This is a genomic window from Nitrospirillum karajorum, assembly GCF_036348415.1.
Classification (GTDB): Bacteria; Pseudomonadota; Alphaproteobacteria; order Azospirillales; family Azospirillaceae; genus Nitrospirillum; species Nitrospirillum amazonense_B.
Genome location: NZ_JAZBQB010000002.1, coordinates 431,905 through 445,286, shown reverse-complemented (window position 1 = coordinate 445,286; position 13,382 = coordinate 431,905). Strand labels below are relative to the sequence as shown.

Below are 13,382 nucleotides of genomic sequence, written 5' to 3'. Positions count from 1 at the left end.
TCCCAACACGACGAAAGCCGCATGAGCAAGCCCATCTCCCCCCTCATCCTGCTGCACCCGGATGACAATGTGTTGGTCGTTCGCGCCGCCATCCGCGCCGGCGACGCCCTGGACATCGACGGCACGCCCGTCACCGCCGCCCAGGACGTGACCGTGGGCCACAAGCTGGCCCGCCGCGCCCTGGCCGCCGGCGACAAGGTGCTGAAATACGGCGCGCCCATCGGGTCCATGACCGCCGCGGTGGACGTCGGCGGCCATGTCCACATGCACAACATGAAAAGCGATTACATCGCCAGCCACACACGACAGGTGGTCGGCGGCAGCGAAGGGGGCCACTGATATGGGCGAGATGCGTGGATTTCAGAGAAGCGACGGGCGCAAGGGCATCCGCAACGTCATCGTGGTCGCCTATCTGGTGGAATGCGCCCACCATGTGGCCCGCCGCATCGTCACGCTCAGCGACGACATGGACGTGCACCTGATCGGCTTCCCCGGCTGTTATCCCAACAGCTACGCCTTCCAGATCATGACCAAGCTGTGCACCCACCCCAACGTCGGCGGCGTGCTGCTGGTGTCGCTGGGCTGCGAGAGCTTCAACCGTGAGGCCCTGCGCCAGGCCGTAGTGGCCAGCGGCCGGCCGGTGGAAACCCTGGTCATCCAGCAGGCCGGCGGCACGCGGGCCACCATCGAGGCGGGACGCGAGGCCGTCGGCCGCCTGAAGGCCATCGCCGGCCAGACGCCGGTGGTGCCCATGGCGCGCCACGAGTTGGTGGTGGGCACCATCTGCGGCGGGTCCGACGGCACCAGCGGCATCACTGCCAACCCGGCCGTGGGCCGCTGTTTCGACTGGCTGGTCGAGGCCGGCGCCACCTGCATCTTCGAGGAGACGGGCGAACTGGTGGGTTGCGAGCGCATCATGTCCGACCGCGCCGTCACGCCGGAACTGGGTGCGGAGATCGAGGCTTGCGTGCAGAAGGCGGAGCGCTACTACACCATCATGGGCTTCGGCAGCTTCGCCCCCGGCAATGCGGAAGGCGGCCTGACCACCCAGGAAGAAAAGTCCATGGGCGCCTATTCCAAGTCCGGCTCCTCGCCCATCAGCGGCCTGATCAAGCCGGGCGACATCCCCCCGTCCGGTGGCCTGTACCTCATGGACGTGGTGCCGGATGGGGAACCGCGCTTCGGCTTCCCCAACATCTCCGACAATGCGGAGATCGTGGAACTGATCGCGTCGGGCAGCCACGTCATCCTGTTCACCACCGGCCGCGGCTCGGTCGTTGGTTCCGCCATCTCCCCCGTCATCAAGGTCTGCGCCAACCCGGAAACCTATACCCGGCTGGCGGACGACATGGACGTGAACGCCGGCCGCATCCTGGAAGGCAAGGCCACCCTGGACGAGGTGGGGGCCGAGATCCTGGGCCTGGTCGAGGCGGCGGCGGCGGGCAACCGCACCGTGTCCGAGGCCCTCGGCCACCAGGAATTCATCCTGACCTACAAATCGTTCGAGCCGGTGGGCCCCGCCTGCCTGCCCACGCGGGCAGCCTGATCAAAACCATATCAAACTAGGCCCCGACCAGGGCCGCCGGAGCTTTCCGGGGAGCGTGGCGGACTGGAAAGCGAGGATACGGCGTTTGAGGAACAAAGGAAGATTCTCATGGGACGTTTAGAGGGAAAGACGGCGGTTGTGACGGCGGCCGCGCAGGGCATCGGCCGGGCAGCGGCAGAGCTGTTCGCGCGCGAAGGGGCCACCGTCTACGCCACCGACATCAACACCGACAAGCTGGCCGAGGTGGCGGGCTGCCGGCAGCGCCGGCTGGACGTGCGCAGCGACGCGGACGTGGCCGCCCTGGCGGCGGAGGTCGGCACCATCGACGTGCTGTTCAACTGCGCCGGCTTCGTCCATGCCGGCACCATCCTGGAATGCGATGCCAGTGCCTGGGACTTCTCCTGGGACCTGAACGTCACCGCCATGGTCCGCACCATCCGCGCCTTCCTGCCCGGCATGCTGGAAGCGGGCAGGGGCAGCATCGTCAACATGTCCTCCGTCGCCAGTTCCATCAAGGGCGTGCCCAACCGCTTCGCCTATGGCGCGACCAAGGCCGCCGTCATCGGCCTGACCAAATCGGTCGCGGCCGACTTCGTGGGCAAGGGCGTGCGCTGCAACGCCATCTGCCCCGGCACGGTGCAGACCCCCTCGCTGGATGAACGCCTGGCCGCCACCGGCGACTACGCCGCGGCGCAGGCCGCCTTCGTCGCCCGCCAGCCCATGGGCCGCCTGGGCCGGCCGGAAGAGATCGCGGAGCTGGCGCTCTACCTCGCCAGCGACGCCTCGGCCTTCACCACCGGCGCCATCCACGTCATCGACGGCGGCTGGACGGCGTAAGAAGTTTTATAAAATTCCCCCTCACTCGCCGGGTGTCGGCGGTCGCCGGCCTCCAGTGGCGGAGGTAAGCCTCCGCCACTGGTGATACGCCCATCTAAGCCGGAAATCGGGGCCCATTCCGCCGCTGGTCGAAATGGCCAGCGGCGGGCGGCGGTGGCACGATCCGATCCATGCCGCCCCGCCTAAGCTTCGTCACAACCACCCTTATCGCCCTTGCCTTGGTCGGCAGCCTCGCCGGATGCGCCAGGCTGCCTTCGGCGGATCCCGACATCGCCCGGGCGCTGGCCACGGCGGATGCCGCCGGCCGGCTGGACCTGTTGCGCCGGCAGGGGGAGATCATCGGTGGCGCGCCCTTTGTCGGCGGCAACAGCGTCACCCTGCTGCGCAGCGGCAGCGAAACCTATGCCGCCATGGACGCCGCCCTGGATGGCGCGCGCACCCGCATCGACATGGAAAGCTATGAGTTCGATGGGGTGGAGGGGTCACGCTTCGCGGAAAAGCTGGTGGCCAAGCGGGCGCAAGGGGTGGAGGTCAACCTGATCTATGACGCCTGGGGGTCGCAGGACACCCCGGACAGCGTCTTCGCCCGCCTGCGCCAGGGCGGGGTCAACTTGCTGGCGTTCAATCCGATCGATCCGGCGGCACTGCTGACCCTGGACGTCAACCGCCGCGACCACCGCAAGCTGCTGATCGTGGACAATGCCGTGGCCATCGTGGGCGGCGTGAACATCAGCGCGGTCTATGACCGGCACCATCATGCCGGGCCTGGGCAGCAAAGCAGCGGCAGGGAGAACCGGGACCCCGAACAGCGGCCCTGGCGGGATACCGACGTGCGCGTCGCCGGCCCGGTGGTGTCGGAGTTCGAGGACCTGTATGCCCAGACATGGGCGCAACAGCGCCAGGCCCAGGGGCCCGATGCCGCCCCGCCGCTGACCGCCCCCCGCCCGCGCCGCGCATCCGGACGGGCGAAACAGTCCTGCAGGCCCTCAGCGGCGCACCGACGGAGGGGCGGCCCCTGATCTATCGCAGCCTGCTGGTGGCCGTGGCGCTGGCGCGCACCTCCATCCACCTGACCACCGGTTATTTCGTGCCGACGCCGGGCTTGGCCCGCGCGCTGTGCCAGGCGGCGCGGCGGGGTGTGGACGTGGCCGTGCTGGTGCCGGGGCCTAGCGACAGCCCTCTGTCGGTCATGGCCGGCCGGGCCTATTACAGCGACCTGCTGGCGGCCGGCGTGCATATCCACGAATACGCCGACGCCATCCTGCACGCCAAGACGGCGGTCATCGACGGCGACTGGTCCACCGTCGGTTCCTCCAACCTCGACTGGCGCAGCGTGGCCTTCAACAACGAGATCAACGCTGTGGTGCTGGGTGCCGGCTTCGGCCGGGAGATGGAGGCCATGTTCCAGCACGACCTAACCCACGCCAAGGCCATTGACCCCGAGGCATGGCGCCATCGCGGCCTGGATGAGCGCCTGGGCGAATGGGGCGCCCGCCTGGTGGAGGACGTGCTTTAAAGACGGTAGAAGCGCCGCGCCGTGCCGTCGAAGACGGCGGCATGGGCCGCAGCCGGCACCAGGCCGCGCGCCATGTCCAGCCAGCCGGCATAGCCGCCCGCCAGGTTCAGCACCGGCCAGTCGCTGCCCCACATCACGCGGTCGGGACCGAAGGCGTCCAGCAGGAGGTCGACATAGGGCCTCAGCGCCTCGGCCGTGGTGCGGGTGCCGGCCTCGGTCAGCAGGCCGGACAGCTTGGCATGGACCTGGGGCAGGGCGGCCAAGGCCCGCATATCTGCCGCCCAGGGCTCTATCTCGCCACGCGCGATATAGGGCTTGGCGCCATGGTCGATGACGATGGGCAAATCGGGATGCCGGCGGGCGAAATCCAGCAAGGCCGGCAGGTGGGGCGGCAGCACCAGGGCGTCGAAGGTCAGGTCCTGCGCGACCAGGGCGCGGGCCGCCGCATCCACGGCCGGATCGGCGATCCAGTCCACCGGCAGGGACTGCAACATGGGCCGCAGGCCGCGCATCTTGGGCTGCTCCGCCAGAGCGGCGATGCGCCGGGGGGCCGTCGCCGCCTTCAGATCGGCCCAGCCGACCACGCCCAGGATGAAGGGATGGGCCGCCGCCTCGGCCAGCAAGTAATCGGTATCCGCGTCGCAGGGCTGGGACTGGACCAGCACGCTGCCCGTGACGCCCAGCGGTGCCGCCAGGGCCTCCAGCTCCGTCGCGTCATGGTCGCGGTGGATGATGGCCAGATCCGGCGTGGGCCAGGCGCAGCCATGGCGGCCCAGGCGCCAGATGTGCTGGTGGGCGTCGATCATGGCCGGGAACTCAATGCGTGGCCACGATCTTCAGGCGGCCGTCACGCTCCCCCGCCGGGAGGCCGCGTCCGGCCAGGCCGAAGGCGGCCACCACGGCGAAGCAGAAGCCCGGCACCACCATGGCGACGGCGATGGAGGTGACATCCGACACCCGCCCCATGACCACCGGGATGGCGGCGCCGCCGATAATGGCCATGACCAGCCAGGAGGAGCCGAGCTTGGTCAACGGGCCCAGGCCGCGCAGGGACAGGGCGAAGATGGTGGGGAACATGATGGACATGAAGAAGCTGGTGGCGATCATGGCCCCCAGGCCCAGCCAGCCGCCGCCGAAGGCGCCCATCAGGCACAGCACCACGTTGATGCCGGCGAACAGGCCCATCAGCCGTTCCGCCGGGATGCGGCCCATGAGGGCGGTACCGGCGAAGCGCCCGGCCATGAAGGCGACCAGCGACAGGGTGAGATAGGCGGCGGCGGTCTTTTCCCCCGTGCCCGGCACGCTGTGCTGGGAATAGCGGATGAGGAAACTCCACACCCCCACCTGGGCGCCGACATAGAAGAACTGCGTCACCACACCGAACAGGAAATGGCGGTGGCGCAGCAGCCGGCGGAAGCCGCCCTCCTGCCGGGGCGCCCCCTCATCCACGGCCTCTTCCGGCCCATCGACCAGGGTAGGGAAGCGCACGGCGTAGACCACCAGGGCCCACAGCAGCACCAGCAGCCCCAGCACCAGGTAGGAGGACTGGGCGGCCATCGCCTCCGTATCCCGGAAATGGGCCAGCGCGTCGGGCGACATGGCGGCTAATTGCTCGGGCGTGTATTCCACGCCGGACAGGATGAACTGCCGCCCCACCAGGACACCGGTGATGGAGCCCAGGGGATTGAAGGCCTGGGCCAGGTTCAGCCGGCGCTCAGCACCCGCCGGGTCGCCCAGCACGGTCATGATGGGATTGGCGGACGTCTCCAGAAAGGCGAGGCCGCTGGCGATGACGAACAAGGCGCCCAGGAAGGCGCTGTAGGCCCGCAGTTCCGCCGCCGGGTAGAACAGCAGCGCGCCGACGCCATAGAGCGCCAGGCCGAAGACGATGGCGGCCTTGTAACCATAGCGGCGGGCGAACAGGGCCGCCGGCATGGCGCAGAAGAAATAGCCCAGGTAGAAGGCGGACTGCACCAGCCCCGACTGCCAATCCTGAAGGTCGAAGGCCTTGCGGAACTGCGCGATCAGGACATCGTTCAGGTTGTTGGCCACGCCCCACAGGAAGAACAGGCTGACGATCAGGGCGATGGGAACCATCCATTTCGGCTGGGTTCCCGATGGGGCCGCTTGGTGCTGCTGCGGATGGCCGTCCGACATGTCCCCTCCCAGGGTATTCTTTTCTCCGGCAGGCGGCGCCGGACGGACGCAGCACATCAAATATGAATTTATACGTCAAATATAAAAATGCCGTTGAGCGGCGTGTCACAGGCCCATGTTACCCACGGGCCCCTGTCACAGTGTCAGTGTCGCATGGCTGGGTCCGGGCGGCGCGGCCCGCCAAGGGATTGGCGCCGCAGGGCGCTGCGGCTAATGTCCCGCCCAATTATCGGGTTCGGCTGGCGGAGGATCAAGCCATGGCGCACATCATCGACGGCAAGGCGTTCGCGGGGCGCCTGCGGGAACGCATCGGCGCCAAGGTCGCCGACCTCACCGCCCGCCATGGGCTGAAGCCCGGCCTGGCCGTGGTGCTGGTGGGCGAGGACCCCGCCAGCCAGGTCTATGTCCGCAACAAGGGCGAACAGACCCACGCCGCCGGCATGCACTCCGTCACCCACCGGCTGGAGGCGTCGACCACCCAGGCCGACCTGCTGGCGCTGGTGCACAGCCTGAACACCGATCCGGCCATCCACGGCATCCTGGTGCAACTGCCGCTGCCGGCGCATATCGACAGCAACGCCGTGCTGGCCGCCATCGACCCGAACAAGGACGTGGACGGCTTCCACGTCGTCAACGCCGGCCGCTTGGCCGTAGGCCTGCCGGGGCTGGTGCCCTGCACGCCGCTGGGCTGCCTGATGCTGCTGAAGGACCATCTGGGCAGCCTGAGGGGCAAGCACGCCGTGGTGGTGGGGCGCTCCAACATCGTGGGCAAGCCCATGGCCCAATTGCTGCTGCAAGCCGACTGCACCGTCACCATCGCCCACAGCCGCACCGCCGATCTGCCGGCCCTGTGCCGCACCGCCGACATCCTGGTGGCCGCCGTCGGCCGGCCGGAGATGGTGAAGGGCGATTGGGTGAAGCCCGGCGCCGTGGTCATCGACGTGGGCATCAACCGCGTGCCCGCCCGCGATCCCGCGGCCGCCGCCGCCGGCAAAACCCGCCTGGTGGGCGACGTCGCCTATGACGAGGCGGCCGCCGTTGCCGGCGCCATCACCCCGGTGCCCGGCGGCGTGGGCCCCATGACCATTGCCGTCCTGCTGCTGAACACCCTGACCGCCGCCTGCCGCAGCCACGGGCTGGAGGCGGAATTGGCGGAGTTCGCGTAAGCCGACACGCCCGGGGCCGGACGGTCAAGACCGCCTGCCCCTTGGGCTCATCGGCCCACCTCCGCCAATAGAGCCTCCCGCACCTCCGCCACCACGCCGGCCCAGTCCCCCGGCGTCGCCTGATTGAACAGGCGCAGGGTGGGGTACCAGGGGCTGTCGTTGCGGCCCCGGAACCATCGCCAGCAGCTGTCGAAGCGGTTCATCACCCACACCGGCTTGCCCAGGGCGCCGGCCAGGTGAACGACAGAGGTATCGACGCTGATCACCAAATCCAGGTTGGCGATCAGGGCGGCGGTGTCGGCGAAATCCGCGACCTCGGCCATACGGTCGATCAGGGGAAGGTCCGCCGGCGGCGTCGCATCCTTCTGCAGGCTGTAGAGCCGCACGCCGGGCACCTGGGCCAGGGGCGCCAGCAACGCCGGCGCCACGGAGCGGCGACGATCCACCGCCGCCAGTTCCGGCCGGTCGCGCCGGGGGTTGCCGGCCCATACCAGGCCGACGCGCTGGCCGGGGCCGTCCCCGGCCAGACGGTCGCGCCAGACGGCGATGTCCGCCGCGTCGGCGGCCAGGTAGGGCATCGCCGCCGGGATGGTGTCCACCGTCGTGGCGAAGGCCAGCGGCAGGCTCATCATCGGGCATTGCAGGTCGAAGGGTGGCAGGGGCTCTCCCTCCACCAGGATGTGGGTCACGCCGGGCAGGGGGCGCAGCAGGCGGGCCACCTGCGGCTGGACGGCCAGGGTGATGCGGAGACCCCGCGCCGCCACCAACGGCAGGTAACGGCTGAATTGCAGGGTGTCACCCAGCCCCTGTTCGGCATGGATCAGGATGGTCTTGCCGGCCGCCGGCTCCCCCCGCCATTGCGGCTGGGGGAACTGGCGGGCGTAGGGCGTCATCTGGCGCGTCTGCCAGCGCCACTCATATTCGCACCAGCCTTCCTCATACTGTCCGGCGGACAGCAGCGACATGCCCAGATTGTTGTGGCACGCGCCGTAATCGGGCTTCAGGGCGATGGCGCGCCGGAAGCAGGATATGGCCCGCTCAAGTTCACCTTTCGCCTGAAAGACAGCACCCAAGTTATTGTGGGCCTCAGGATAATCGGGGCTCAACGCCAGGGCTGCCTGGATCTGGGTCTGCGCCCGGTCCATCTGCGCCTCGGCATGCAGGGCCATGCCCAGGTTGTTGTAGGGCTCGGCGTAGTCCGGCTGGGCATCGATGGCCTGGTCGAAGGCGCGCGCCGCCTCGGTTCCCTTGCCCTGCGCCAGAAGAGCAAGCCCCAAGTTGTTGTAAGTCTTTGGATTATCCGGCAGCAGGGTGATGGCGCGGGAAAAGCAGCTCTCCGCCTCGGCATAGCGGCCGTGGACATAGAGGATGAGGCCCATGTTGTTGTGGGCGTCGGCGAAGTCCGGCTTCAGCGCCAGCGCCCGCTGATAGCACAGCAGCGCCTCCGGCGCCTGACCCAGCGTTTGCAGGGTGGTGCCCAGGCTGCCATGGGGCACCGGGTCATCGGGACGCAGGGCCGCCGCCCGGCGCAGATGGGGCAAGGCCTCCTCATGCCGGTCCAGGTCCTGCAACACCAGGCCCAAGTTGAAGCAGGCCTCGGCATGGTCGGGCGCGCGCTCCACCGCCTGGCCCAGCCAGGTCAGCGCCTCTTCCATCCGGCCGGTCAGGCGCAGCACCAGGCCCAGATTATAGAGGGCGTTGACATAGCCGGGTTTGGCGGCCAGGGCGGCGCGGAATCCCGCCTCCGCCTCCGCCCAGCGCGATTGCAGGCGATGCACGACACCCCGGTTGTTGTGCGCCTCCGCATAAGCGGGGCGGAGCGCCAGCGCGCGGTTGAGCGCGACCATCGCCTCCTCCAGCCTGCCCTGGGCCTTGAGGGCGTTGCCCAGGTTGTTGTGGGCCTCGGCGAAATCGGGCTTCAGCGCCACGGCACGTTGGAAGCAGTCGGCGGCGGCCTCAATGTCGCCCGCGGCCTCCCGCACCGTGCCCAGGTTGTTGAGCGCCTCCGGGAAGGCCGGCTTCAGGGCCAACGCCTGGGTGATCAGATCCACCGCCTCCGCCATGCGCTTTTGCTGAAAGGCAATGACGCCCAACAGGTGCAGACTTTCCGGATGGCGCGGCATCAACGACAGGGCCTTGCGATACAGCACGGCCGCCGCCTCCAGCCGGCCGGCCTTGTGCTGGGCCAGCGCCGCGGCGAAGGCCTTGTGCCCCGGGGTCAGGGGCGGTTTCGCGGCGGGGATGGGTCGGGCGGTCATGGGCGGATTCCAGTGGTGAAGGGGGCGGCCAGCGCTGTGCGCACGGACTGGACAACGCTGGCCCAGTCCCCCAGGCGCGGCTGACGGAATTGACGCAGGGTGGGATACCAGGGGCTGTCATCGCGGCCGCGCAGCCAGCGCCAGCAACTGTCAAATCGGTTCAACAGCCAGACGCTGACGCCCATGGCCGCCGCCAGATGAGCGACGGCGGTGTCGACGCTGATCACCAGGTCCAGGTTGCTGATCAAGGCGGCGGTGTCGGCGAAATCCGCGACGCTGTCAATCAGGCCGCCCAGACTGGCCGGCACGTCCTGCTCCGCCGCGTCCTTCTGCAGGCTGATGAAGCGGACGCCATCTTCTTTCAGCAGGGGCAATAGGGCCGCTAGCCCCATGGATCGGCGGCGGTCGGCCACCGCCACATCGGGCGTGTCGGCGCGGGGGGCGCCCGCCCAGACCAGCCCCACCACCGGGCGGCGGTCGCACGGCGCCTCGGCCGACAGACGCCGCCGCCAGGCCAGGGCTTCAGCCGGATCGGCGGTGAGATAGGGGACGGGTGCAGGAATGGTCGGCACGGTGGTGCCGAAGGCCAGCGGCAGGCTCATCATGGGGCAATGCAGGTCGAACGGCGGCAACGGCCTGCCATGGGCCACCACCTGATCCACCCCCGGCAAGCGGCGCATGAGCCGCACCAGGGGCAGCGGCACCTCCACCACCACGCGCAGTCCCCGCTGGGCCACCAGGGGGATGTAGCGGCAGAATTGCAGGCTGTCGCCGTACCCTTGCTCGGCATGGATCAGCACGATGCGGCCGGGCGCGTCCTCCCCCCGCCATTGCGGACAGGTGAAGGGCCGGCGGGCGGCCGCCAATTGCGCGTCCTGCCAGCGCCACTCGAACTCCCGCCAGCCTTCCTCATAGCGCCCGGCGGCCAGCAGGGTCATGCCCAGGTTCTTGTGGGCGGCGGCGTAGTCGGGACGCAGGGAAAGGGCCCGGCGATAGTGGTCAATGGCCTGGTCCAGCCGCCCCTGCATCTGCAGGACCACGCCGGTGTTATTCAAGGCTTCCGGATAATCGGGCCGCAGGGCCAGCGCCCAGTCGAAAAAGGCCAGCGCGTCGTCCAGGCGGTTTTCCACCTGTAGCAGATGCCCCATGTTGTTGTGGGCCTGGGGATCGTCCGGATCGCTGGCCAGCGCGTCCTCAAAACAGCTCATGGCCTGGGCCAGGTCGCCGGCGTCGTGATGGGCGATGCCCAGCGCGTTATGAACCCGCGCCTCGAACGGGTTAAGGATCAGCGCCTGGCGGTACTGCGCCACCGCCTCGTCCCGCCGTCCGTCAGCCTGCAGCAGAACGCCCAGGTTGAAGCGGATGTCGATGGAGGTGGGTTTCTCGGCCACCGCCGCCTGCAGCCGCAGGATGGCCCGCCGGATGGCCTCGGCGCTGGGCATGCCCGTGGCCGTCACTTCGGCCGTAGCCGCCCAGTCTGGCACCGCCGCCATTCCGCCCCACACCCCCATGCACCGTCCGCCCCTGGCGCCACCCTGGCGCCAGCCCAGAGGCCACCTGATCGCTTAAACGGGCGGAAGCCTGCCGGCTGTCGGCGTTTCGTGAGACTGCGGCGAGATGTCCTTGAGAGGGGGTGCTCAGCGCGCCTTGGGCTTGGGCGAGGGCGCCGCCGCTGGAGGAGACGGGTTGGCCTGCTGCGGGTCCGTGGCATGGGGCAGCCTGGTCAGGGGCGTCTTCAGCACGGCGTCGGAGCCGACGACCGCCACGGTGGCGGTGCGGCCGGGGATCAGGCGCAGGTCGGCGGGCGGATGGTCCAGGATCACGCGCACCGGGATGCGCTGGGCCAAGCGCACCCAGCTGAAGGTGGGGTTCACGTTGGCCAGCAGGTTGCTGCCGTCCGTCCGCTCCCTGTCCTCGATAGCGGCGGCGATGCTTTCCACATGGCCGGTGAAGGCCCGGGGATCGCCCATCAGGCGCACCGTCACGGTGTCGCCCACATGGATACGGCCCAGCTTGGTTTCCTCGAAATAGCCCTGCACATGCAGGCTGTCGCTATCCACCAGGGCGGTCACGGCCTTGCCGGCGGTGACATAGTCGCCGGGGCGCAGATCGAAGTTGGTGATGTAGCCGTTGACGGTGGCGACAACCTCCGTCCGGTCTAGGTTCAGCTTGGCGACGTTGCGGTCGGCCACGGCCTGGAGGTAGACCGCCTCCGCCTCGCGGGCGGCGGCGATCGTCTGCTCCTGCTTTTCCCGCGACACGGCGGACGCGCTCAAGGACTGATAGCGGTTCCGTTCCAGCACGGCCTCATCAAAGCTCGCCTTCTTGGCCGCCACGGCGGCATCCGCCTGTTGCAGCGCCAGGGTGAAGCGCGCCTTGTCGATGCGGAACAGCACCTGGCCCCTGGTCACGGTCTGGTTGTCACGCACCAGCACCTCGTCCACCAGGCCGGAGACGTCGGGGGTGACGCCGACGATGTCGGCACGCACCCGGCCGTCGCGGGTCCACGGCTCTTCCATGTAGTAGATCCAGAAGCGCCAGCCCACCAGGGTGGCGACGGCGACCACGACCAGTGTGACGGCCAAACGGGTCAGGGCGGTGATGAGGCTGCGCATGGCGGCGGCGTCCAGGATTGGGGAAATGGGCTCAGGGGAGAGGGGTGTGGTGAACGAACAGGGCCGCCACGCCACCCAGGACGATGACGTAGACGGCCAGGTCGAACAGCGGTCGGTGCCAGACCAGACGGTAGGCACCGACGCGGCGCAGGACCCAGCGCACGGCCATGGAGATGAGGAAGGCGATCACGCCCCAAACCAGCAGCGGGGACACGAAGACGCCATGAATGTCCATTTCGCCGATCATGCGGCCAGGCTTTCCGGGTTGGGGGGCTGGGGAATGGCGGGTGGGGATGGCGGCAGGTCGGGCACGCCGTCGGACAGGGCCCGCCGGATGCCCGCCAACGCCAGCAGTGCCTGGCGCGGCCTGCGATCCGTCAGGGGCATCAAGGCCGCCAGGGCGGCATCGATGCGGGCCAGCAGGGCGGGTGACGGCGCACGCGGCGCCCCGGCGCGGCTGATGGCGCTGTAATGCTGCGCCAGGTCGGCCAGAACGGCGTCCAACGCCGCGCGGGCCGGGCTGGGCAGGGCCCCTTCGACCGTGCGCAGTTCCAGGATGTTGATGCCGGTGCGGATATCGGCCAAGGCGTCGGCCGCGGCCACCTCCGACCCTGGCGGCAGGGCGGCCAGGCGGGGCACCAGCAGGCCCATGCGGTCGAGCAGCCTGCCGGTGAACACGGGGCCCAGGGCGCCATCGGGGGCGGGAGCGCGAATGTCGGCCACGCCCCGAATGTCCGTCCAGCAGGCGCGCAGGATGCGCCGGGCGCCCCATTCCGCGCCCACGGCCCGCACCAGCGCCGTCACCAGCCCGGCGAACCCCATGCCCAGCACCAGCGCCAAGGCGCTGTTGAGATAGGCGGCAAAGTCGGCGCTATAGGTATTGCTCAGGCCCGCCAGGGTGGGCAGGGTGGCGCCCACCGCCAGGGCCCGGCCGGCCAGGCGCGGATTGGCGATGACACGGCCCAACACCAGGAACAGGGGCCCCAGCACCAGGGCCAGCATCACGAAGCCGTCGATACGCGGCATGATGGCGAAGATGTAGATGCCGGCCAGGATGGCGGCCAGGGCGTTGTAAAGCGCGAAGTCCAGGATGGCCGGCACCGGGTTGTCCTGCGCGGCGAAGAAACAGCAGGCGACGGCCGCCATCTCCAGGGCGATAGCGCCATCCGCCCATTCCGTGCCGATCCAGAAGACGCTGCCCAGCAGGATGGTGAGGGCGGCGCCGGCGCCGGACCACAGGGCCATGCCCAGATCCCGGTGCATGGCGATCTCCGCCCCCGCGCGCCC

At 69.3% G+C, this 13,382-nt stretch carries 13 protein-coding genes; 6 read left to right on the top strand and 7 right to left on the bottom strand.

Going from position 1 to position 13,382, the window contains the following annotated elements; all coding sequences use genetic code 11:
• The first annotated feature begins 21 nt into the window (after positions 1-21).
• The 5 genes from UCD39_RS09665 (at position 22) to UCD39_RS09645 (ending at position 3,899) form a co-directional block, all read left to right on the top strand.
• A complete protein-coding gene (locus UCD39_RS09665; protein ID WP_330495819.1) occupies positions 22-339 on the top strand; it encodes a UxaA family hydrolase in 318 nt (105 codons plus the stop codon).
• 10 nt (positions 340-349) lie between these two features.
• Positions 350-1,546, top strand: a complete 1,197-nt coding sequence (locus tag UCD39_RS09660) for a UxaA family hydrolase (protein ID WP_330495818.1) — start codon at positions 350-352, stop codon at positions 1,544-1,546.
• A 108-nt stretch (positions 1,547-1,654) separates the two neighbouring features.
• A complete protein-coding gene (locus tag UCD39_RS09655) occupies positions 1,655-2,383 on the top strand; it encodes an SDR family oxidoreductase (RefSeq protein ID WP_330495817.1) in 729 nt (242 codons plus the stop codon).
• Between the two features lie 170 nt (positions 2,384-2,553).
• Positions 2,554-3,402, top strand: a complete 849-nt coding sequence (locus UCD39_RS09650; RefSeq protein ID WP_330495816.1) for a phospholipase D-like domain-containing protein — start codon at positions 2,554-2,556, stop codon at positions 3,400-3,402.
• 17 nt (positions 3,403-3,419) lie between these two features.
• Positions 3,420-3,899 carry a phospholipase D-like domain-containing protein gene (locus UCD39_RS09645; protein ID WP_330495815.1) on the top strand — a complete coding sequence of 160 codons (480 nt, stop codon included), beginning with the start codon at positions 3,420-3,422 and terminating at the stop codon, positions 3,897-3,899.
• Here UCD39_RS09645 and UCD39_RS09640 read toward each other — a convergent pair.
• Positions 3,896-4,705, bottom strand: a complete 810-nt coding sequence (locus UCD39_RS09640; protein ID WP_330495814.1) for an amidohydrolase family protein — start codon at positions 4,703-4,705, stop codon at positions 3,896-3,898. The genes UCD39_RS09645 and UCD39_RS09640 overlap by 4 nt on opposite strands.
• Before the next feature lie 10 nt (positions 4,706-4,715).
• Complete coding sequence (gene fucP, locus UCD39_RS09635) at positions 4,716-6,056, bottom strand: L-fucose:H+ symporter permease (RefSeq protein ID WP_330495813.1); 1,341 nt, start codon at positions 6,054-6,056, stop codon at positions 4,716-4,718.
• Between the two features lie 257 nt (positions 6,057-6,313).
• On the opposite strand from fucP, the gene folD reads away from it, so the two are divergent.
• A complete protein-coding gene (gene folD, locus UCD39_RS09630) occupies positions 6,314-7,222 on the top strand; it encodes a bifunctional methylenetetrahydrofolate dehydrogenase/methenyltetrahydrofolate cyclohydrolase FolD (protein ID WP_330495812.1) in 909 nt (302 codons plus the stop codon).
• Positions 7,223-7,269: 47 nt separating this feature from the next.
• Here folD and UCD39_RS09625 read toward each other — a convergent pair whose 3' ends face one another.
• From UCD39_RS09625 to UCD39_RS09605, 5 genes are all read right to left on the bottom strand, one after another.
• A complete protein-coding gene (locus tag UCD39_RS09625) occupies positions 7,270-9,480 on the bottom strand; it encodes a tetratricopeptide repeat protein (protein WP_330495811.1) in 2,211 nt (736 codons plus the stop codon).
• A complete protein-coding gene (locus UCD39_RS09620; protein WP_330495810.1) occupies positions 9,477-10,973 on the bottom strand; it encodes a tetratricopeptide repeat-containing glycosyltransferase family protein in 1,497 nt (498 codons plus the stop codon). Before UCD39_RS09620 ends, UCD39_RS09625 begins: the two co-directional genes overlap by 4 nt.
• A gap of 144 nt (positions 10,974-11,117) precedes the next feature.
• A complete protein-coding gene (locus UCD39_RS09615) occupies positions 11,118-12,095 on the bottom strand; it encodes an efflux RND transporter periplasmic adaptor subunit (RefSeq protein ID WP_330495809.1) in 978 nt (325 codons plus the stop codon).
• A gap of 31 nt (positions 12,096-12,126) precedes the next feature.
• Positions 12,127-12,330 carry a DUF1656 domain-containing protein gene (locus tag UCD39_RS09610; RefSeq protein ID WP_330495808.1) on the bottom strand — a complete coding sequence of 68 codons (204 nt, stop codon included), beginning with the start codon at positions 12,328-12,330 and terminating at the stop codon, positions 12,127-12,129.
• 8 nt (positions 12,331-12,338) lie between these two features.
• Positions 12,339-13,340, bottom strand: a complete 1,002-nt coding sequence (locus UCD39_RS09605; protein WP_330495807.1) for an FUSC family protein — start codon at positions 13,338-13,340, stop codon at positions 12,339-12,341.
• Positions 13,341-13,382 lie beyond the last annotated feature (42 nt).